This is a genomic window from Streptococcus mitis (genome assembly GCF_946188695.1).
In the GTDB taxonomy this organism is placed as follows: Bacteria; Bacillota; Bacilli; order Lactobacillales; family Streptococcaceae; genus Streptococcus; species Streptococcus mitis_DF.
In genome coordinates this window covers 88,461-109,561 of record NZ_CAMHWI010000003.1, presented here as the reverse complement: position 1 = coordinate 109,561, position 21,101 = coordinate 88,461, and the positions used below count along the sequence as shown (strand labels likewise).

Below are 21,101 nucleotides of genomic sequence, written 5' to 3'. Positions count from 1 at the left end.
GTAAATACACTTGACTATTCACAAAATTGGTGTATAATGTGTTGTGAACTACTTAACAAATAAGGATTTTCCAGCTCATGTCGACTAAGGATGGAAATCTTGTGTATAGACAGTTCAGTAGATATATAATAGAGCGTTGCGTCCGAAAGTCTATCCAGACACGGCTCTTTAAAAACAAAAGGAGAAGATTATGAAAACAGAACCGATTCATCGTACCAGTATGTGGAAATTTAAGTTAAGTGCTGCCACCATGACTTTGATTCCCGCTGCCGTGGGGATTAACTATGTTGCCAAAGCCTTGGCGGAGGGGTTAAAGTTGCCCGTTTGGCTGGGGTCTTTGGGAACCTTTCTTACCAGCATGTTGGCTGGGCCGGTTGCCGGTGCCATTAGTGGTTTCATCAACAACGTGATCTATGGGCTGACCTTATCGCCAATTTCAACCGTGTATGCGATTACCAGTATCGGAATTGGGATTGCTGTCGGAGTTTTGCACGCCAATGGGTGGTTCTCGTCAGCGCGACGAGTATTTGTTTCTTCTATTATTGTTGCCATCGTTTCAGCTGTCATTTCAACGCCTCTCAATGTCATCTTTTGGGGTGGTCAGACCGGTATCGCTTGGGGTGACTCATTGTTTGCGGTAATGGTTGCCAATCATGTACCAGTGTGGCTGGCCTCATTTACCGATGAGTTTGTCTTGGATATTTTGGATAAAGTCTGCGTGGCCTACCTGGCATTCTTCATCTATCGTCAGCTGCCGAAGCGGATGGAGCACTTCTTTAGAGATGATAAATGATGACTGATAAAACATTGATTTCTGGAGCGCCACGGGTCAAGCTCAAGTGGTACCAGGTGATCGATCCGATTACTAAGCTCTTGTTCATCTTGGACATGACGTTGTTGAGCTTTGCCAGTATGAATTTATTGCTTCAGGCCGGATTAATTCTTGTCGCAACACTGCTATTGTTATTTTCCAAATTGAGTTCTACCACCTTTAAGGCGCTGGGATTCAGCCTGTTTCTGATTTGCACCATGCTGATCATCCAAGGGTTATTTTACAGTCAGAATCAAACTGTGCTGTTTTCTGTGCTTGGGGTGTCGTTCTACAAAGAAGGCCTGATTTACGCCACCACTCTGGGTTGTCGAGTATTGGTGATTATTTTGACCAGTGGCTTTTTTATGGTGACCACGAGTATTTCAGAAAACGCGGCCTATTTGGAACTGTCCGGATTGTCTTATAAAACCGTCTACGTTCTGATGTCGGTGTGTTATATTTTGCCGGAAATGATGCGCAATATGCGGAAAATCCAGCAGGCACAAAAAGTTCGCGGAACCAATCCGCAAAAAACGTTGATTCAGAAATTAAAGTCAGTCCTGCCGGTTCTGATTCCATTGGTGATTAAGACCTTGGATCAATCGATGACGCGGTCGATTTCTCTCCAACTGAGAGGTTTTGATAATCTCAACCGGACTGTCAGAACCTCCCAGCGCGTGTATCGCCTGTCGCGGACGCTGCACATTGGTCTGACTGGATTGGCAATTTTATTGATTGGGTGGAAGATATGGACGAAGATAAACGGATTGTAATTGAAAATTTGACCACCCGTTATCCGGGTACTGAGCAACCACAACTGCGTCAGATTAACGCGGAGGTTCATACCGGCCAGGTGGTTGGGATTATCGGGAATAGCCACTCCGGCAAATCGACTTTGTGCCGTGTACTGGCAGGGGTCATTCCCAAAATTGTGTCTGCTGAGATTGAGGGCGACTGGCACATGTTTGGCCAGCGAGTGTCCGACAATTGGCCCGTTTATAATGCCATGAATGGAGTTGTACTGCAAAATCCAGCTGGCCAACTAAGCGGGTTGGCAGACACGGTTGCCGATGAAATCGCCTTTGACTTGATTAATCAGGGAATGGCTGAAGGACTGATTCAAAAACGGGTTGAAGAAGTTGCCACGCAAATGGGGTTGATTGAACAGCTGAATTTGCGTCCCGAGAGCCTTTCCGGTGGTCAGATCCAGCGGTTGGCAATTGCCACGGCGATTGTGGCTAATCCGGCTGTTTTGATTATGGATGATCCGACCAGTGAGATGGATCCCCTTGGCCGCCGGCAATTTTTCCAATGGCTGGCCCAAGTCAAAGAGACGACTGTCTTCATTGTCACCAGTGAAATTGACGATTTGTGCGAAGTCGCCGACGTTGTGTGGGTGCTGCACGAGGGTCAAATGGTAGCCCAGGGCAGGCCGGGTGAGGTGTTTAATCATTTGGTAGCTGACTGGCAGATTCCAGCCCCGACAATCCAGCAACTTGCTCAAAAAATGGATTGGCACTTGGCTGATGGCCGGTATCCGGTGAATTACGCTGATCTGAAGGAGGTTCGTTATGTCCACAATTGAACTGAGCCACTTGACGTTCACTTATCCGGAACGGTCCTTTAGCTTGGATGTTGAAGACAAACACTTCACCGATCCGATGGTGGCGATTGTCGGTCAAAATGGTGCCGGCAAATCAACGCTCTTCAAATTGTTGACGGGCTTACTGACACCACAAACCGGTGTGATTAAGATCGATGGAGAAAATTTTAATGATCTTAAACCAGTCGAAAAGTTACTGAAGGTTGGGATTACTTTTCAGAATCCTGACGATCAGCTTTTCAATCCGACCGTTCAACGAGAGGTGGAGTGGAGTGTTGCGCAGGTCATGGATGACCACGACACGATTACGAGGCGGGCTTTAGAGGCTCTAAAAAGAGTTGGCTTGGATGATAAAACAGCTGAAAGTCCATATGACCTGTCATTGTCGGAACGCAAGCTGTTGAGCGTTGCCACAGTTTTGGCAGTGGATCCGGCGATTTATTTATTTGATGAGCCGATGATGTCGCTTGATTGGGAAAGCCGGCGCAAGTTGACCGCAATTTTCCATCAGTTGGCTGATTCGGGCCACCAAGTTGTGACCATCACCCATGACATGGATTGGGTCGCCGCCGAGTTTGAGTCGGTATATGTTATGGAACACGGGAAGTTTAGCTTCGCCGGCAATCCACGGGAATTGTTCAGCGATCGCGAACTTGTCCAGCGAGTGGGATTACTACCACCACGGATTATGGACATAGCGGAGTCGCTGGGTGATTCACAGACATATTTATCGGTTAATGATTATTGCCAGAAAAATCGAGATGTATAGAAAAAGTCACCTCTGCGGGTTTTCCAGGTTGAAGGATTAACTTCAGCTTCTGGCAAGAACTCACATGGGTGACTTTTGTGTTTAATAACGTTTCATGATCATCGGGTGCTTCCTCAGATCACTCGGTTTGATTTTACTTTGTTTCATGGTCATAATCATATACCATTTCTTTTGGATTTTTTGTTTGACTAATACAAAATAGGTCTTCATAGGTCTTCGCATTTTTAGCGCCCATTAGGATCATCAGTATAATTTTCTGAATTAGGAGACTGTCCCATCACTATTCGAACTTCGTCTCCCAACTTACGCTGTTCTCATTCAATGGTGTAGGCCAAATCCTCATGACAGCTGTTTACCGTGAACAATGGATATTCTGGGCAGCAACTAATGTCTTTTCAATCTATCTCTGGTGGGGAGAAAGCCTGCAAATCCAAGGGAAATACTTGATTTATCTCATTAACAGTATAGTTGGTTGGTATCAATGGAGCAAGGCTGCTAAGCAGAATACGGATTTACCTAACTAAGAATAGATGTTTGAAAGTACTGTTTTAAGTTTTGGGATAAAACAGACAGAGTTGATAATCAAGGATTTTATATTATGAAAAAGAGGATCGGCGGGTCCTCTTTTGTTGTTGAAAAGATAAAAAACTCAGTAACCAAGAAATAAGGCAACTGAGCTCTATTTGCTATTCAATTTTTAGGAATGAGAAGGTCTAGATAAAATTGGACAACTTCCTGGTCTGTAAAGTCTTGTCCTTTTTTGAGCCACCAGGTCAATGTCTCGACAAAGTTGGACACGACTAAGTGTTGGAGGTAAGAAGTAGGTAGATTAGGGTGAGCTTCTTTTAAATCATTAGCCATCAGGGAATAGACATGGTGTTCTAGCTCTTTATGGAGTTGACGGAGGAAGTAGTCATTTTTGGAAAATAGCAGACTGGTGATATGGTCTTGATTTTTCTGAAAATGCAGAAAGAGGTGGGCGAGATAATCCTCGGTTGAAATGGACTCCTCTCTTTCAAAGAGGTGATGGAAGAGGTAGCGGCAAAGCTCGTCCAGAAGTAGTTCCTTGCTCTCATAGTGACAGTAAAAGGTGGATCGTCCCACATCTGCGAGATCAATGATATCCTGAACTGTAGTGGATTCGTAGCCCTTCTCGTTCAAAAGTTGTAGAAAAGCTTGATAGATGGCTTTTTTTGTTTTGCTGATACGGCGGTCAATATTAGTCATATGGACATTTGAGGCAAATTGTTCAGAACTGAATAAAGCTGACATTTTGCTTCTATCCTTTCTTTGAGTTTTAGTAGATAATAATAATGAACAAGGTGTTCATAAATCTATTATAACAAAGGAATGAGAAAGATGAAGGCAAAATATACTGTTTGGGTAGCTTTTTTCTTAAATTTAAGCTATGCTATTGTTGAGTTTATCGCAGGAGGCATCTTTGGTTCGAGTGCTGTTCTTGCTGATTCTGTCCATGACTTGGGAGATGCTATAGCTATTGGCATATCGGCCTTTTTAGAAACAATCTCAAATAGAGAAGAAGATAGGCAGTACACCTTGGGTTACAAGCGATTTAGTCTTTTAGGGGCACTTGTGACTGCTGTGATTCTTATCACAGGATCCATCCTAGTGATTTTGGAAAATATAACTAAACTTTTTAATCCACAGCCCGTTAATGATGAAGGTATCCTCTGGCTAGGGATCATTGCAGTCAGTATTAATGTGCTAGCTAGTCTAGTAGTTCGCAAGGGAAAGACAAAGAACGAGTCAATTCTCAGCCTGCACTTTTTTGAAGATACTCTTGGTTGGTTGGCTGTCATTCTAATGGCGATTATCCTCCGATTTACAGATTGGTATATTCTTGATCCGCTCTTATCTCTTGTCATTTCCATCTTCATTCTAACAAAAGCCATTCCACGTTTTTGGTCTACACTCAAGATTTTCTTGGACGCTGTGCCGGAAGGAGTAGAGACTGGTGATTTGGAGAAGGATTTGGATGCTCTGACCAATGTCAAAAGTGTCAATCAACTTAGTATTTGGTCCATGGATGGTCTGGAAAATAATGCCATTATCCATCTCTGTTTAGAAGATTGGGAGCAGATGACGGAAACAAAGAATCAAGTGCGTCAGCTCTTAGAAGAAAGAGGTGTGCAGAATATTACAATCGAAGTGGATACCAGCCAAAGCAATCATGCGCAACATAAGCGGAGGGTAACAGCCTTAGAGCAACCCCATGGGCATCAACACTAGAAAAGAGGCTGGGGAAAAGTCTTTAAAAGTGAAAAGCGCATAGTGTCAGGCATTAAAAAAACTTGATACTATGCGTTTTATTGTGGGGACATTTACTTCATTTTATCTTGAAATTTAGTTTTTGCCTAGATTCTAATATCTTAATCATTCCTTGTACTCTCTCTCAATGTCAGTCTGGTTCCCAGCATGGTCAGGCTAGGGATTTTGCGACCGTGGAGTACTTCCTTATTAAGAATATCCATACCTGCCCGGCCCATTTCCTCGGTATAGACCGTGATGCTAGAAAGGGGTGGATAGACCTGCTTGGTCAGACTAGTGTCGTTAAAGGAAATAAGACTGACGCGGTCTGGCAGGCTGATTCCAGCTTCTTGGAGGGCACGGAGGGCACCGATGGCTAAACTATCGCTGGCTGCGAAAAAGGCTGGTGGGAGTTGGTCTCCCAAGCTCTGAATGGCCTCTTTCATTAAGTCATAGCCAGACTGGGCAGTAAAGCTACCTTGAAAGACCAGTTCATCATGATAGATTCCTTTTGTTTGACTGTAGTTCTTAAAGTTTTCCAGACGCTTGTCCTGAATGATTTCTTCTTGGTCTGTTGTTTCCTCAAGCCCTGTTAGAATTCCGATACGGTCCATCCCTTGGCTGAGAAAATAATCAACAACCTGTTTCATGGCAGTATAAAAGTCCGTGATAATGCAGGTGTGTCCCAGCGAGAGGGTATCGCTGTCTAGAAAGACAAGAGGTTTTTGGTATTCTTCAAAGGCAGAAATCTGCGCTCGGCTAAACTTTCCGATGCAAAGAATCCCAATCACTTCCTCGCTTAGGGTAAAAGGATGGTCATTAAAATAGCGCAAGATATCATAGTCCAGTTCTTGGGCTCTTTTTTCTATGCCTAGGCGAATCTGGTAGTAGTAGAGGTCGTCCAGCTCTCCTTGTTCGCTGACCCATTGGATAATGGCAATCTTTTGCTTGGGCTTATGGGACTCGCCTGTCTTGAGGTGCTTGGTGTAGCCCAGCTCTTCAGCAACGGTTAAAATACGGTGTCTGGTTTCTTCTGTGACAGATAGACTCTGGTCGCGATTGAGGACACGAGATACGGTCGCGATAGATACAGAGGCTAGCTGTGCAATGTCTTTTAAGGTAGCCATAAATCCTCCTTCTTTTAGGTTAGTATATCATATTTTTCTGCTTTTTACTGATAGTTTAGTAAAATTTTAGTAAAAAGGATTGACCTTGGCAAAAGCCTTGGATACAATAGAAGAAAACGATTACACGTTAAGGTGATTTAACGGACAGTCAAAGGAGAATTCATATGACACAACATCTTACTGCAGAAGCCCTTCGCAAAGACTTTCTTGCTGTTTTTGGTCAAGAAGCAGACCAAACTTTCTTCTCACCAGGTCGTATCAATCTGATTGGTGAGCACACAGACTACAACGGCGGGCACGTTTTTCCAGCTGCTATTTCTTTGGGAACATACGGTGCAGCTCGCAAGCGTGACGACCAAATCTTGCGTTTCTACTCAGCTAACTTTGAAGATAAGGGGATCATCGAAGTCCCTCTTGCTGACCTCAAATTTGAAAAAGAGCACAGCTGGACCAACTATCCAAAAGGGGTTCTTCATTTCTTGCAAGAAGCTGGACATGTGATTGACAAGGGTTTTGATTTTTATGTTTATGGGAATATTCCAAATGGTGCTGGTTTGTCTTCATCAGCATCCTTGGAACTCTTGACAGGAGTCGTGGCAGAGCATCTCTTTGATTTAAAATTAGAGCGTCTCGATTTGGTTAAAATTGGAAAACAAACAGAAAATAACTTTATCGGAGTCAACTCTGGTATTATGGACCAGTTTGCTATCGGTATGGGGGCTGACCAACGTGCTATTTACTTAGATACTAACACTTTAGAGTATGATTTGGTACCACTTGATTTGAAGGACAATGTCGTTGTTATTATGAACACCAATAAACGTCGTGAACTGGCGGATTCTAAATACAATGAGCGCCGTGCTGAGTGTGAAAAAGCAGTGGAAGAATTGCAAGTTTCCTTGGATATTCAGACCTTGGGTGAGTTGGACGAGTGGGTCTTTGACCAATATAGCTATCTGATTAAAGACGAAAATCGTTTGAAACGTGCTCGCCATGCTGTGCTTGAAAACCAACGTACCCTCAAAGCTCAAGCAGCCCTTCAAGCAGGTGATTTGGAAACCTTTGGTCGCTTGATGAATGCATCTCACGTTTCTTTGGAGCATGACTATGAAGTAACTGGCTTGGAATTGGATACTCTTGTTCACACAGCTTGGGCACAAGAAGGAGTTCTCGGTGCTCGCATGACAGGGGCTGGTTTTGGTGGCTGTGCTATTGCCTTGGTGCAAAAAGATACTGTTGAGGCCTTTAAGGACGTTGTTGGTAAGTACTACGAGGAAGTAGTCGGATATGCTCCAAGCTTCTATATCGCTGAAGTTGCAGGTGGCACTCGCGTTTTAGACTAGGAGAGCAGTAAATGGACGCTGTAATATTTGATTTAGATGGCTTATTAGCTGATACTGAGATCATTTCTCTAAAAGTTTATCAAGAATTGCTTGAGGATTTTGGAATTCCTTTCACAGAAGAAACATATTCTAGAGAATACAGTGGACATAGGGAAGAGGAAAATGTTCAACGATTTTTGGATACCTATGATTTACCTTGGAACTTTGACCAAACCTTGGAAAAAGTTTATGAACTGGAAGCTCGAATATTAGCTAAAGGTGTAAATTTAAAAAAAGGTGCTAAAAATTTGCTTGCTTTTTTGCAAAGAGAAGGTATTCCAATCGCTTTAGCAACTTCAAGTGTTGAATCTAGGGCTAGAATGATTTTGGATAGTAATGGTATACTGTCCCTATTTGACCATCTAGTTTTTGCAAAAGATGTAAAGCGAAGCAAACCTTACCCCGACATATTTTTAAAGGCCTGTAGTGATTTGAATGTTTTACCAGAGAATTGCTTAGTACTAGAGGATAGTGAAGCAGGGATTGAAGCAGCCTATAGAGCTGGGATACCAGTTATTTGTATTCCAGACTTAAAAATGCCAGCACAGTCTTTCTTAAATAAAACAGAACAAGTTTTTCAGGATTTAGATGCTGTCAGAGATTATTTAAAAAGTAGGAAGGAGAATCAATGAGTCAGGGAATTCTAGATGCATTTATCACGGAAGTCATTGCAGAAAGTACCTTTGAGGAAATGGATCGAATCTACCTAACCAATCGTGTCTTGGCACGAGTGGGAGATGGTGTTTTGGAAGTTGAGACCAATCTGGATAAATTGATTGACCTCAAGGACCAGCTGGTTGAGGAAGCCGTTCGATTAGAGACAATTGAAGATAGTCAGACTGCGCGTGAAATCCTTGGTGCTGAACTGATGGACTTGGTGACTCCTTGTCCAAGTCAGGTCAATCGTGACTTCTGGGGGACTTACGCCCAATCTCCTGAGCAGGCGATTGCAGATTTTTACCAACTTAACCAGAAAAATGACTACATTAAACTCAAGGCCATCGCAAAGAATATTGCTTATCGTGTTCCATCTGATTACGGAGAACTTGAGATTACTATCAACCTCTCTAAGCCTGAAAAGGATCCGAAAGAGATTGCGGCGGCTAAGTTGGTGCAAGCTAGCAATTATCCCCAGTGTCAGCTTTGTATTGAAAATGAAGGCTACCATGGTCGGGTAAACCACCCAGCTCGCAGCAATCACCGCATTATCCGTTTTGAAATGGCTGGTCAGGAGTGGGGTTTCCAGTATTCGCCTTATGCTTATTTTAATGAGCACTGTATTTTCTTAGACGGCCAGCATCGTCCTATGGCTATTAGTCGTCAGAGTTTTGAGCGTCTGCTGGCTATCGTAGAGCAGTTTCCGGGCTATTTTGCTGGATCTAATGCTGACCTGCCAATCGTGGGGGGATCTATTCTAACTCATGACCACTATCAGGGAGGCCGTCACATATTTCCTATGGAATTGGCTCCCTTGCAAAAGACTTTCTCTTTTGCTGGCTTTGAACAGGTTAAGGCAGGGATTGTCAAGTGGCCCATGTCAGTGCTACGTTTGACTTCGGATTCTAAAGAGGATTTGATCAACTTGGCTGATAAGATTTTGCGAGAATGGCGGCAATATTCAGACCCAAGTGTGCAAGTCTTGGCAGAAAGTAATGGAACATCACATCATACCATTACACCGATTGCCCGTAAACGCGATGGTCAGTTGGAGTTGGACTTGGTCTTGCGGGACAATCAGACATCGCCAGAGCATCCTGATGGCATCTATCATCCCCACAAGGATGTCCAACATATCAAGAAGGAAAATATTGGCTTGATTGAGGTCATGGGCTTGGCTATTTTGCCACCTCGCTTGAAAGAAGAAGTGGAGCAAGTCGCTAGCTATCTTGTAGGAGAAACTGTTACAGTTGCCGATTATCATCAGGAATGGGCAGACCAGCTTAAAGCCACATATCCAGACCTAGCTGATAAAGAAAAAGCCCTTGAAATCGTCAAGGCCTCTGTAGGCGCTATCTTTGCACGTGTTTTGGAGGACGCAGGGATTTACAAGCAGACAGAACAAGGACAGGCAGCCTTTATACGCTTTGTGGAGCAGGTAGGAATTTTGCTAGACTAGGAGCTTTCTCCTTGCACAGTCCTATAAAAAGTAGTATCATAGTGTCGTTTGAAATATCAGGAGGAAACGATGAAAGATTTTCATTTTGACGCTATATCTGCCTTTGAAAATTACGAAATTGAACAAATGAGAGATGGCCACGTTGTGGTGACGACCAAAGTAGTGGACTCGTCGCTCAACTACTATGGCAATGCCCATGGTGGCTATCTTTTTACCCTTTGTGACCAAATCAGTGGTTTAGTGGTTATCTCGCTGGGGCTTGATGGGGTGACACTCCAGTCCTCTATCAACTACCTCAAGGCAGGAAAACTTGACGACGTGTTGACCATTAAAGGAGAATGCGTCCATCAAGGTCGCACAACCTGTGTAGTGGATGTCGATATCACTAATCAAGAAGGCAGAAATGTCTGCAAAGCAACCTTTACCATGTTTGTCACAGGCCAGCGGTCAGAAGACAGACAGGTGAGGATATAGATAAACAAAAAAGAGGCTCACACCTCTTTTTCTTATTTCTTTTTATGATTTAATACGGCGTTGAGGACAATGGCAAGTAGGCTGGCTACGACGATTCCGTTTGAGAAGAACATTTGGAAGGCTGTCGGCATGCTGACAAAGAGATTACTGTTATTGAGTCCTACACCTGCAGCGATGGATACAGCTGCGATAAGGAAGTTGTGTTCATTGTTGGCAAAGTCAACACGAGCGAGGATTTGCATCCCTTGAATTGATACAAAACCAAACATCACCAGCATGGCACCACCGAGGACAGGGCTCGGAATGATTTGGGCAAGTGCGCCAAACTTAGGAAGGAGTCCAAGGAGAATCAGGAAACCAGCTGCGTAGTAGATTGGCAGGCGTTTCTTGATACCTGACAATTTAACCAACCCAACGTTTTGTGAAAATCCTGTGTAAGGGAAGGTGTTAAAGATTCCTCCGAGAAGTACGGCTAAACCTTCTGCGCGGTAACCGTTGCGAAGGCGTGTGCTGTCGATTGGATCCTTTGTGATATCAGACAAGGCCAGATAAACACCAGTTGACTCAACCATAGAAACCGTTGCGATAATACACATCATGACAATAGATGAGATTTCAAAGGTTGGCATCCCAAAATAGAGTGGAGTTGGGACATGGACAAGCGGTGCTGCCGCAACAGGAGAGAAGTCCACCAAGCCCATAGTAGCAGCAATGGCTGTTCCAACAACTAGACCAATCAAAATGGAGATAGACTTGATAAATCCTTTGGTAAAGATGTTAATCAAGAGGATAATCAGAACAGTAATAGCGGCAAGCAAGAGACTTTGACCAGTTGGCTCTGGAACGTTATTTCCCATATTTCCAATAGCGACAGGAATCAAGGTTAATCCAATCGTGGTAATAACAGAACCTGTTACGATAGATGGGAAGAGATTGGCCACTTTTGAGAAGATGCCTGAAACAAGAACCACGTAAATACCTGATGCGATAAGTGCACCAAACATAGCTCCACTACCATGGCTGTGACCAATCATAATCAAGGGAGCGACTGATTGGAAAGCAACTCCGAGAACGACTGGTAGTCCAATTCCAAAGTATTTGTTGAGTTGGAGTTGGAGGAAGGTTGCTACCCCACACATGAAGATATCTGTAGAAATCAGGTAGGTCAACTGCTCAGTTGAATAACCAAGGGCTGTTGCAATCATGATGGGAACTAGGATAGATCCTGAGTACATGGCTAATAAGTGCTGCAAGCCAAGAATGGCTGCTTGCGAGTGTTTTTCTTGAGTTTGCATTAGAGATCTGCCTCCTTAAATACGACCTGACCATTTTCAAAACGATCCAAACGAGCAAGTGATAGGACGGGGTAACCTGCTTTTTCAAGCAAATCACGACCATCTTGGAAGGATTTTTCAATCACGATACCGATAGCTTCGACTCTAGCACCGGCTTGTTCGATGATTTGAATCAAACCTTTAGCTGCTTGGCCGTTAGCAAGGAAATCGTCAATAATCACGACCTTGTCCTCGGGTGAGAGGAATTTTCCAGCGATGGAAACGGTGCTGGTCACCTGCTTGGTAAAGGAGTAGACTTCGGCAGTTAAGATACCTTCGTTCATGGTAATGTTCTTAGCTTTTTTGGCGAAAATCATGGGAACGTTTAAGGCTTCAGCTGTAAAAACAGCTGGGGCAATTCCCGACGCTTCAATAGTTACGACCTTGGTAATACCAGCAGAAGCAAATTTTTCCGCAAAAACCTTACCAATCTCTCGCATCAAGCTAAAGTCAACTTGGTGGGTTAAAAAGGAATCCACCTTGAGGATGTTATCACCCAAGATATGCCCATCCTTGAGGATGCGCTCTTCTAATAATTTCATAAGACCTCCTAAAGTCTAAAAGCCAATAAATTTCCTTGTTTCTTTTTTCTATCCAGTAAAACGGATAGAAAAAAGACCTACTTAAGCTCTAAGCAAGTCCCCAAAATAGGCATGGCAAAAAAGACCATCCCCTCAAGCTAACTTACTTATTGTTAGGTGTTCCGGCACCTTGTAGAAACGTCGTGCCAATTCACGACATAAACAAGTAAAACGATATTCAATTTTAAATAGGCTTGCGCCAATGTTTTTATTTTACACTAAATAACTTTAGAAATCAAATTTTTTGTCAGTGTTTTGGAATAAAAAACGAACAAATTGAAGAAAGATGGACAAATTCTCAATTATATACTAACATTTAGAAGTATTTTTCATCATAAAAGACATATTATCAAGATTCTTTAAGACCTGACAATATGCCTTTTTCTGATTTGAAAGATTTTCTCTATTCGCTAAATCTTAAAAAATAGCCATCTGGATCCAAAACTGCAAATTCGTGAGGGTAAATAAAGCTATCTCCCACTCGAAATTCTCTTTTGGTCAGCGGACGATGGATAGGATAGTCAGCTTCCAGCAGTTTTTGGTGGAGCTGAGGGACATCTTCAATGCCAAAGGAAATATTGACACCGCGCCCGAAAGGATAGGTTAGTTGGGCTAATTCTTCTGTGCTGCCTTCTTCTAGCATAAGTTGGCAGTCTTCAAGCGAGAGGAAGAGAAATTTCTCCTCTGGCCGCTCGTATTCGACAGAAAATCCCAGCAAGTCGCAGTAGAAGTGGCGTGACTTTTCGAGGTCAGATACTACAAATTCAGGAATGACAGCTTGATAGTCCATTAGCTTTCTCCTTAGAGTTCAATTTCCAAGACAATGGGTGTATGGTCTTGGCGAGCTCCTGAGTCAATCATGTCAGACTTGGTCACCTTGTCAGCGATTCGGTTACTGGTGAGCCAGTAGTCGATTCTCCAGCCTGTATTGTTGATTTTAGAAGTCTTGCTGCGCTGTGCCCACCAAGTGTAGCGTTCTGGAACATCGCCGTGAATGTGGCGGAAAGTATCTGTAAATCCAGTTGCCAAAAGGTTGGTAAATCCAGCACGTTCCTCGTCGGTAAATCCAGGTGAACGGCGGTTGCTAGCAGGATTTGCAAGGTCGATTTCATTGTGGGCTACGTTATAGTCACCGGTCGCAAGGACTGGTTTTTCTTTGTCTAGTTGAGCCAAATACTCCGCATATTTGACATCCCAGATTTGGCGTTCTTCCAAGCGTTTGAGACCGTCGCCAGCGTTTGGTGTGTAAACTTGCGTTACGAAAAATTCATCAAATTCCAGGGTGATGATGCGACCTTCCAAGTCCATGGTAGAAGGGGCACCTATTTCTGGGAAGCTGATAGTTGGTGTGAGTTCTTTCTTATAGAGGAACATGGTTCCAGCATAACCTTTGCGGGCAGGCTCTTGAGAAGAGCGCCACGTGTTTTCGTAGCCTGGGAAGAGTTCCTCTAAAATTTCCAAGTGTTTCTTTGTAGGACCCTTGGCAGAAAGCTTGGTTTCTTGGATAGCGATGACATCAGCATTTTCAGCGACCAAGGTTTGTAGGACTTCTTGGGACAATTTCGCGCGAGCTGAGTCACTAGTTAGGGCTGCGTTAAGGGAATCAATATTCCATGAGATAAGTTTCATAAAGTTACCTTTTTCATTCAGATTATAGATTTTATTATACCAAAAAAAGGTCTATTTCCCCAACGTATGGTTTGAAAAATCACTCTTTAGACTTTATCCTGAGAAAATAAAAATTCCCTAAACTATTTAGAAAAAAATCTAAATAGTTCTTGTATTTAGAATGGAAAGGTGTATAATGTTATTTAGAAAAACATCTAAATAGAAAGTGAAGTGTACAAATATGTCAAATAAGAGAACAATCCTTCTTTTTGTGGTCTTGGCTTATGCCCTTGCTTGGATAATATGGTTGGCACTATGGCTAAGTGGTGTTGGTCTAAATTCTCCATGGAGTCAGCTTGCTAGTATTGTAGCCATGTGGATGCCTGCACTTGCAGTCTTTCTCTTAGGGAAAATCACGAATCAACCTGGTGGAATCAAATCTAAATTAGTTGTGAATCTCAAGAGCAACTGGCGCTTTTACTTACTAGCTATCTGGTTACCAGCAGTCATCAGTTTTTTAGGAGCAGGACTTTATTTTCTTGTATTCCCTAGCAATTTCAGCCTTGGTTTTGAATCTATTCAAGCCATCTTACAAGAAAAAGGTGTCTCTCAATCAACCATTCCCTTATCTTTCTTGGCCTTGATTCAAATCTTAGCTAGTTTGACCTACGCTCCTTTTCTTAATAGTTTCTTTGCATTGGGGGAGGAAATTGGTTGGCGTGGCTATCTTTACCCAGCTCTAAGAGGACGCTTTTCAATAGTCCAGACTCATGTCTTGCTTGCTCTCATTTGGAGTCTATGGCATTTACCAATCAATTTACAAGGCTATAATTATGGAATATCTTATTTTGCTTATCCTGTTTTGGGAGTTGTCGCCATGTTTCTATTTTGTTTTAGCCTAGGAATATTGTTAAGCTGGTTGTTGGAAAAGACAGGCTCTATCTGGGCTTCAGCCCTATTTCATGGGGCAATCAATGCAACTGCAGGTCTTGGGTTACTATTTCAATTACCAGGAGAAAAAGTTTCAATCCTCTTGATTTTAGGCCCATCACCGACCGGAATGCTATCAGTTCTACCTTGCTTATTCCTAGCCCTACTAATATTACAAAGGGAAAGGAGTCATTATGAGTTTTGCAAATAGTTTTAAAGCCTTATCTCATCCAGTTAGGAGAGAGATTTTAAATTTACTCAAAGCAGGTAGATTATCTGCTGGAGAAATTGCCAGTCAATTCGAGTTGACAGGTGCAACTATTTCACACCATCTCACGATTTTGAAAGCAGCGGATTTGATTCATGAAATGAAAGAAAAAAACTTTATTTATTATGAGTTAAATACATCGGTTTTAGAGGATATAATGGTTTGGTTAGCAGATCTGAAAGGAGATCATTTTGATGAAGATAAAAATCAATAAGAAATTGGTATTATTTACGAGCATTCTCATCCTACTACCTTCCCTTGTAGGTTGTGTTTTCTGGAATCAATTACCAGAGGAGATACCCACTCATTTTAATCTACTGGGTCAAGCAGATGGCTACAATCATAAAATGTTTGCTATCTTTGGATTACCTACTCTCATGCTTTTGATGCATTGGTTGCTTCTATTTTTAATGATTAAGGATCCTAAATCTAGCAATATCAGTTCAAAAATACAAGTTTTGATTTACTGGATTATTCCTTTTGTATCTTGTCTATTAATGATTTCTATCTTCGGAGAATCTTTGGGTTATTCCATGATGAGTGGGCTACTAGCTCAGATTTTTATGGGAGTCGTTATGATCGTAATTGGAAATTATCTACCAAAAACACACCGAAATTATATAATCGGTATTCGACTTCCGTGGACCTTGGAGAGTGATAAAAACTGGAGAAAAACACATCGATTAGCTGGAAAAATTTGGGTGTTAGGAGGATTGTTATTGTTTCTAAATTCCTTTGTTCAAATATATGTTTACTGGGTGTTTTTCTTGACACTTCTACTTGTGGTGTTGATGCCTGGTGTTTATTCATATCAATTATCAAAATCAGAATCTTGAAATAGCTACTGGAGTCATTAGTTTGAGAAGTTGGTCTGATAAGTCTATTTACCCAACGTATGGTTTGAAAAATCACCCTCTTTCGTTTATAATAAAGAATGATTTTATGAAAGGGAGTGAAAATAAATGAAATTTTACTCATATGACTATGTGCTTAGCCAAATCAGTCAACAAAATGGAATCATGATTGGCTTTGGGATTGTGCTCCTAGCTATCACAGGATTTTTTGCTTTTAAGGCCTATCGAGATAAAAAGGGGACTAAGTTTCGGGAATTGGTCATGATTTTGGCCTTGACCTTAGTAGCCATGCTTTTGGTGACAATTTCAAAATACCAGACCAATCAAGCCTCTAACAATCAATTTCAAACTTCACTTCATTTTATAGAGGTTGTTTCCAAAGACTTGGGGGTGGATAAATCAGAAGTCTATGTCAATACTTCTGCAGCCACTGATGGAGCGCTTGTCAAGGTAGGTCCAAATTTCTACCGCGCCATGAACGGGAGCCAACCAGACAAGTATCTTTTAGAGAAATTAGAATTGAATCAAACAGACGCTATTGAATTGGTGGAGGTAAACAAATGACACTCAACTATATGGAAATTTTAATCAAACTGGCCTTGGGTCTTTTCTCTCTTGTTTTTGTTATTAATGTGACAGGAAAGGGGAATCTAGCACCTAACTCTGCTACAGACCAAATTCAGAACTATGTTCTTGGTGGTATCATCGGTGGGGTAATTTACAATAGTTCAATCAGTATCCTGCAATACACAGTGATTTTGATGATGTGGACGATTTTGGTTTTGACCCTAAAGTGGCTCAATAACAATGTTCGCTTTGTCAAACGCTTGATTGATGGGAAACCAACTCTCCTCATCAAAAATGGGCAGATTGACCCAGAAGCCTGTCGTTCAGTTGGCTTGTCTGCATCGGATGTAGCCCTCAAACTTCGTAGCCAAGGAATTTTCCAGATGAAACAGGTCAAACGAGCTGTGCAGGAGCAAAATGGCCAACTCATCGTGATCCAAATGGGAGATGAAAATCCTAAGTATCCAGTTGTGACTGACGGTGTGATCCAAGTCGATGTTTTGGAATATATTGGCCGTAGCGAAGAGTGGTTGCTTGATAATCTCAGCAAACAAGGGCATGACAATGTGGCCAATATCTTTATCGCTGAGTATGACAAGGGTGCCGTCACAGTTGTAACCTATGAATAAGAAAAACCTGGGGTCTTGTACTCTTCGAAAATCTCTTCAAACTGCGTCAACGTCGCCTTGCCGTACTCAAGTACAGCCTGCGGCTAGTTTCCTAGTTTGCTCTTTGATTTTCATTGAGTATTGGCCTCAGGTTTCCATTTGCAATCAGAAAGGGATGTTATGTCCATTATTCAAAAACTTTGGTGGTTTTTCAAGTTAGAAAAACGCCGTTATCTAGTCGGGATTGTGGCCCTGGTCTTGGTTTCCGTCCTTAATCTCATTCCCCCCATGGTTATGGGGCGGGTCATTGATGCTATCACATTGGGGCAATTAACCCAGCAGGTCCTCCTTATTGACCTATTTTACTTGCTTCTTGCAGCCTTTGGGATGTACTATCTGCGCTATGTTTGGCGTATGTATATCCTTGGGACTTCCTACCGTCTGGGGCAGATTATGCGGTCTCGCTTGTTTGAACATTTCACAAAAATGTCGCCAGCCTTTTATCAGACCTATCGGACGGGGGACCTGATGGCGCATGCCACCAACGATATCAATGCCTTGACTCGTCTGGCAGGGGGCGGTGTTATGTCTGCCGTGGATGCCTCAATCACAGCTTTAGTGACCTTGTTGACCATGCTCTTTAGCATTTCTTGGCAGATGACCTTGGTTGCCATTCTACCCCTGCCTTTTATGGCTTATGCGACCAGTCGTTTGGGAAGAAAGACCCACAAGGCCTTTGGCGAATCCCAAGCTGCTTTTTCTGAACTCAATAACAAGGTACAGGAGTCTGTATCAGGTATTAAAGTGACCAAGTCTTTCGGGTATCAGGTGGACGAGTTGAAGTCTTTCCAGGCAGTCAATGAATTGACCTTCCAAAAGAACCTCCAAACCATGAAATATGATAGTCTCTTTGACCCCATGGTTCTCTTGTTTGTTGGTTCATCCTATGTTTTAACCCTCTTGGTCGGCTCCTTGATGGTTCAGAAAGGGCAAATCACGGTTGGAAATCTGGTCACCTTTATCAGCTACTTGGATATGTTGGTCTGGCCTCTTATGGCTATTGGCTTCCTCTTTAATATCACCCAGCGAGGAAAGGTTTCTTACCAGCGTATTGAGGAACTTTTGTCTCAGGAATCTCCAGTAAAAGACCCTGAATTTCCTCTGGATGGTATTGAAAATGGGCGCTTGGAGTATGCCATTGACAACTTTGCCTTTGAAAATGAGGAAACATTGACGGATATTCACTTTAGTTTAGAAAAAGGGCAAACTCTGGGCTTAGTCGGTCAGACAGGCTCTGGAAAAACGTCCTTGATTAAACTCCTCTTGCGTGAATATGATGTGGATAGGGGTGCTATTTACCTAAACGGTCATGATATTCGGGACTATCGTCTGACAGAGCTTCGCAGTCTCATGGGCTATGTTCCTCAGGACCAGTTCCTCTTTGCGACTTCGATTTTAGACAATATTCGTTTTGGAAATCCTGATTTGCCTCTTTCAGCAGTCGAGGAAGCGACCAAGTTAGCCCAAGTTTATCAAGATATTGTAGCCATGCCCCAAGGATTTGATACGTTGATTGGTGAAAAGGGAGTCAGTCTCTCAGGTGGTCAAAAGCAACGTCTGGCCATGAGTCGGGCCATGATTTTAGACCCTGATATCTTGATTTTAGATGATTCCTTGTCGGCCGTGGATGCCAAGACAGAGTATGCCATTATTGACAATCTAAAGGAAACGCGAAAGGACAAGACAACCATCATCACGGCCCATCGCCTCAGTGCTGTTGTCCATGCAGATTTGATTTTAGTTCTGCAAAATGGTCAAATTATCGAACGGGGTCCGCATGAAGACCTGCTAGCCATGGATGGCTGGTATGCCCAGACCTACCAGTCTCAGCAGTTGGAAATGAAAGGAGAAGAAGATGCAGAATAAACAAGAACAATGGGCTGTATTGAAGCGCTTGATGTCCTATCTCAAGCCCTATGGACTCCTGACCTTTTTGGCACTCAGTTTTCTCCTAGCGACTACGGTCATTAAAAGCGTCATTCCCCTTGTGGCTTCCCACTTTATCGACCAGTATCTCAGCAATCTCAATCAACTCGCTGTGGCCGTTTTGCTGGTCTACTATGGCCTTTATATCCTACAAACTATGGTTCAGTATGTCGGTAATCTTCTCTTTGCACGGGTGTCCTACAGTATTGTTAGAGATATTCGTCGGGATGCCTTTGCCAATATGGAAAAACTGGGCATGTCCTATTTTGACAAGACGCCAGCAGGCTCTATCGTCTCTCGTTTGACAAATGATACCGAGACCATCAGCGATATGTTTTCAGGGATTTTGTCCAGCTTTATCTCAGCAGTTTTTATTTTTCTGACAACCCTTTATACCATGTTGGTGTTGGATTTTCGTTTGACAGCATTAGTATTGCTCTTTCTCCCCTTGATTTTCCTTTTGGTCAATCTCTATCGGAAAAAATCAGTGAAAATCATTGAAAAAACCAGAAGTCTCTTGTCTGATATCAATAGCAAGCTTGCTGAAAATATCGAAGGAATCAGGATTATCCAGGCCTTTAATCAAGAGAAGCGCCTGCAAGCAGAATTTGATGAAATCAACCAAGAACACTTGGTCTATGCCAACCGTTCTGTAGCCTTGGATGCCCTCTTTTTGCGTCCTGCCATGAGTTTGCTGAAACTCTTAGGTTATGCTGTCTTGATGGCCTATTTTGGCTACCGTGGTCTTTCTATCGGAATAACAGCTGGAACCATGTATGCCTTTATCCAGTATATCAATCGTCTCTTTGACCCTTTGATTGAGGTGACGCAAAACTTTTCAACCCTGCAAACGTCTATGGTTTCTGCAGGCCGTGTCTTTGCTCTGATCGACGAGAGGACCTATGAGCCCCTTCAAGAAGATGGGCAGACTAAAGTCAAAGAAGGCAATATCCGTTTTGAACACGTATGTTTCTCTTATGATGGAAAGCACCCGATTCTGGATGATATTTCCTTCTCCGTTAACAAGGGTGAAACCATTGCCTTTGTAGGTCATACAGGTTCAGGGAAATCGTCTATTATCAATGTCCTCATGCGCTTTTATGAATTCCAGTCAGGCCGAGTTCTCTTGGATGATGTGGATATTAGGGACTACAGTCAGGAAGAGTTGAGAAAAAACATCGGTCTGGTCTTGCAGGAACCCTTCCTCTATCATGGGACCATTAAGTCCAATATCGCCATGTACCAAGAAATCAGTGATGAGCAGGTCCAGGCTGCAGCTGCCTTCGTGGATGCAGATTCCTTTATTCAAGAACTTCCTCAGGGTTATGATTCCCCTGTTTCCGAGCGTGGTTCGAGTTTTTCAACTGGTCAGCGTCAGCTTCTTGCCTTTGCTAGAACAGTCGCCAGTCAGCCTAAAATCCTGATTTTGGATGAAGCGACAGCCAATATTGACTCTGAAACAGAAAGTCTGGTTCAAGCTTCTCTGGCGAAGATGAGACAGGGGCGGACAACTATTGCCATCGCCCACCGCCTTTCTACCATCCAAGACGCCAACTGCATTTATGTTTTGGACAAGGGGCGCATTATTGAGAGTGGAACCCATGAGGAACTCTTGGATCTTGGAGGAACTTACCACAAGATGTATAGCTTGCAGGCAGGGGCCATGACCTAATACTCTTTGAAAATCTATTCAAACCAGGTCAGCTTTATCTGCAACCTAAAAGCTGTACTTTGATTTTCATTGAGTGTAAGAAGGAAATCCTTCAAATTACAGATTTCTTTCACCGCCTTTTCCATTTTGTGGTATAATGAAAA

General features: G+C 42.8%; 22 protein-coding genes, 1 pseudogene and 1 riboswitch. Of the genes and pseudogenes, 17 read left to right on the top strand and 6 right to left on the bottom strand.

Annotated elements, in window-relative coordinates:
- The first annotated feature begins 190 nt into the window (after positions 1 to 190).
- From N8L33_RS02735 to pnuC, 5 genes and pseudogenes are all read left to right on the top strand, one after another.
- Complete coding sequence (locus tag N8L33_RS02735) at positions 191 to 793, top strand: ECF transporter S component (RefSeq protein ID WP_101786471.1); 603 nt, start codon at positions 191 to 193, stop codon at positions 791 to 793.
- Positions 793 to 1,584: an energy-coupling factor transporter transmembrane component T gene (locus N8L33_RS02730; protein ID WP_180948053.1), complete on the top strand. Its 792-nt coding sequence runs from the start codon at positions 793 to 795 to the stop codon at positions 1,582 to 1,584. Before N8L33_RS02735 ends, N8L33_RS02730 begins: the two co-directional genes overlap by 1 nt.
- The gene (locus N8L33_RS02725; RefSeq protein ID WP_020901625.1) at positions 1,560 to 2,396 is read left to right on the top strand and encodes an ABC transporter ATP-binding protein; all 837 of its coding nucleotides are present in this window, start codon (positions 1,560 to 1,562) and stop codon (positions 2,394 to 2,396) included. Before N8L33_RS02730 ends, N8L33_RS02725 begins: the two co-directional genes overlap by 25 nt.
- Complete coding sequence (locus tag N8L33_RS02720; RefSeq protein ID WP_101786469.1) at positions 2,383 to 3,183, top strand: energy-coupling factor ABC transporter ATP-binding protein; 801 nt, start codon at positions 2,383 to 2,385, stop codon at positions 3,181 to 3,183. The genes N8L33_RS02725 and N8L33_RS02720 overlap by 14 nt, the downstream gene beginning before the upstream one ends.
- A gap of 320 nt (positions 3,184 to 3,503) precedes the next feature.
- Positions 3,504 to 3,707: pseudogene (gene pnuC, locus N8L33_RS02715) on the top strand (nicotinamide riboside transporter PnuC); the annotation flags it as partial.
- A gap of 166 nt (positions 3,708 to 3,873) precedes the next feature.
- Here the strand turns inward: pnuC and N8L33_RS02710 are convergent.
- Positions 3,874 to 4,410: a TetR/AcrR family transcriptional regulator gene (locus N8L33_RS02710; protein WP_031237576.1), complete on the bottom strand. Its 537-nt coding sequence runs from the start codon at positions 4,408 to 4,410 to the stop codon at positions 3,874 to 3,876.
- Positions 4,411 to 4,542: 132 nt separating this feature from the next.
- On the opposite strand from N8L33_RS02710, the gene N8L33_RS02705 reads away from it, so the two are divergent.
- On the top strand, positions 4,543 to 5,433 hold the full coding sequence (locus tag N8L33_RS02705) for a cation diffusion facilitator family transporter (protein WP_020901629.1): 891 nt from the start codon (positions 4,543 to 4,545) through the stop codon (positions 5,431 to 5,433).
- Positions 5,434 to 5,573: 140 nt separating this feature from the next.
- Here N8L33_RS02705 and galR read toward each other — a convergent pair whose 3' ends face one another.
- Positions 5,574 to 6,578, bottom strand: a complete 1,005-nt coding sequence (galR, locus tag N8L33_RS02700) for a DNA-binding transcriptional regulator GalR (protein ID WP_261058330.1) — start codon at positions 6,576 to 6,578, stop codon at positions 5,574 to 5,576.
- Positions 6,579 to 6,742: 164 nt separating this feature from the next.
- Here galR and N8L33_RS02695 point away from each other — a divergent pair, with 164 nt between their 5' ends.
- The 4 genes from N8L33_RS02695 to N8L33_RS02680 all read left to right on the top strand — a co-directional run bounded on the left by N8L33_RS02695 (position 6,743) and on the right by N8L33_RS02680 (position 10,550).
- Positions 6,743 to 7,921 (top strand): galactokinase, encoded by a 1,179-nt coding sequence (locus tag N8L33_RS02695; protein ID WP_261058329.1) that lies wholly within the window; start codon positions 6,743 to 6,745, stop codon positions 7,919 to 7,921.
- A gap of 11 nt (positions 7,922 to 7,932) precedes the next feature.
- Complete coding sequence (locus N8L33_RS02690) at positions 7,933 to 8,592, top strand: HAD family hydrolase (protein ID WP_261058328.1); 660 nt, start codon at positions 7,933 to 7,935, stop codon at positions 8,590 to 8,592.
- Positions 8,589 to 10,076 (top strand): UDP-glucose--hexose-1-phosphate uridylyltransferase, encoded by a 1,488-nt coding sequence (locus N8L33_RS02685; protein ID WP_261058326.1) that lies wholly within the window; start codon positions 8,589 to 8,591, stop codon positions 10,074 to 10,076. Before N8L33_RS02690 ends, N8L33_RS02685 begins: the two co-directional genes overlap by 4 nt.
- Before the next feature lie 69 nt (positions 10,077 to 10,145).
- Positions 10,146 to 10,550: a PaaI family thioesterase gene (locus tag N8L33_RS02680; protein ID WP_000651223.1), complete on the top strand. Its 405-nt coding sequence runs from the start codon at positions 10,146 to 10,148 to the stop codon at positions 10,548 to 10,550.
- A 32-nt stretch (positions 10,551 to 10,582) separates the two neighbouring features.
- On the opposite strand, the gene N8L33_RS02675 is transcribed toward N8L33_RS02680, so the two are convergent.
- The 4 genes from N8L33_RS02675 to N8L33_RS02660 form a co-directional block, all read right to left on the bottom strand.
- Positions 10,583 to 11,845, bottom strand: a complete 1,263-nt coding sequence (locus N8L33_RS02675; RefSeq protein ID WP_261058325.1) for a nucleobase:cation symporter-2 family protein — start codon at positions 11,843 to 11,845, stop codon at positions 10,583 to 10,585.
- Complete coding sequence (locus N8L33_RS02670) at positions 11,845 to 12,426, bottom strand: xanthine phosphoribosyltransferase (protein ID WP_261058324.1); 582 nt, start codon at positions 12,424 to 12,426, stop codon at positions 11,845 to 11,847. Before N8L33_RS02670 ends, N8L33_RS02675 begins: the two co-directional genes overlap by 1 nt.
- 129 nt (positions 12,427 to 12,555) lie before the next feature.
- Positions 12,556 to 12,651: riboswitch (purine riboswitch) on the bottom strand.
- Positions 12,652 to 12,868: 217 nt separating this feature from the next.
- Positions 12,869 to 13,255 (bottom strand): bleomycin resistance protein, encoded by a 387-nt coding sequence (locus N8L33_RS02665; RefSeq protein WP_000386233.1) that lies wholly within the window; start codon positions 13,253 to 13,255, stop codon positions 12,869 to 12,871.
- A gap of 11 nt (positions 13,256 to 13,266) precedes the next feature.
- Complete coding sequence (locus tag N8L33_RS02660; protein ID WP_261058323.1) at positions 13,267 to 14,094, bottom strand: exodeoxyribonuclease III; 828 nt, start codon at positions 14,092 to 14,094, stop codon at positions 13,267 to 13,269.
- A 220-nt stretch (positions 14,095 to 14,314) separates the two neighbouring features.
- Between N8L33_RS02660 and N8L33_RS02655 the strand changes: the two genes are divergently transcribed.
- The 7 genes from N8L33_RS02655 to N8L33_RS02625 all read left to right on the top strand — a co-directional run bounded on the left by N8L33_RS02655 (position 14,315) and on the right by N8L33_RS02625 (position 20,958).
- Positions 14,315 to 15,214: a CPBP family intramembrane glutamic endopeptidase gene (locus N8L33_RS02655; RefSeq protein WP_000066796.1), complete on the top strand. Its 900-nt coding sequence runs from the start codon at positions 14,315 to 14,317 to the stop codon at positions 15,212 to 15,214.
- Positions 15,198 to 15,485, top strand: a complete 288-nt coding sequence (locus tag N8L33_RS02650; RefSeq protein ID WP_000006509.1) for an autorepressor SdpR family transcription factor — start codon at positions 15,198 to 15,200, stop codon at positions 15,483 to 15,485. The genes N8L33_RS02655 and N8L33_RS02650 overlap by 17 nt, the downstream gene beginning before the upstream one ends.
- Positions 15,466 to 16,107 carry an SdpI family protein gene (locus N8L33_RS02645; protein ID WP_000694118.1) on the top strand — a complete coding sequence of 214 codons (642 nt, stop codon included), beginning with the start codon at positions 15,466 to 15,468 and terminating at the stop codon, positions 16,105 to 16,107. The genes N8L33_RS02650 and N8L33_RS02645 overlap by 20 nt, the downstream gene beginning before the upstream one ends.
- Before the next feature lie 126 nt (positions 16,108 to 16,233).
- Complete coding sequence (locus N8L33_RS02640; protein ID WP_000675332.1) at positions 16,234 to 16,689, top strand: DUF3290 family protein; 456 nt, start codon at positions 16,234 to 16,236, stop codon at positions 16,687 to 16,689.
- Positions 16,686 to 17,321, top strand: coding sequence for a DUF421 domain-containing protein (locus N8L33_RS02635; protein WP_261058322.1), 636 nt, complete (start codon positions 16,686 to 16,688; stop codon positions 17,319 to 17,321). The genes N8L33_RS02640 and N8L33_RS02635 overlap by 4 nt, the downstream gene beginning before the upstream one ends.
- A gap of 159 nt (positions 17,322 to 17,480) precedes the next feature.
- Entirely contained in the window at positions 17,481 to 19,226 is a 1,746-nt protein-coding gene (locus N8L33_RS02630; protein WP_261058321.1) for an ABC transporter ATP-binding protein, read from the top strand.
- Entirely contained in the window at positions 19,216 to 20,958 is a 1,743-nt protein-coding gene (locus tag N8L33_RS02625) for an ABC transporter ATP-binding protein (protein WP_261058320.1), read from the top strand. Before N8L33_RS02630 ends, N8L33_RS02625 begins: the two co-directional genes overlap by 11 nt.
- The last annotated feature ends 143 nt before the right edge of the window (positions 20,959 to 21,101 follow it).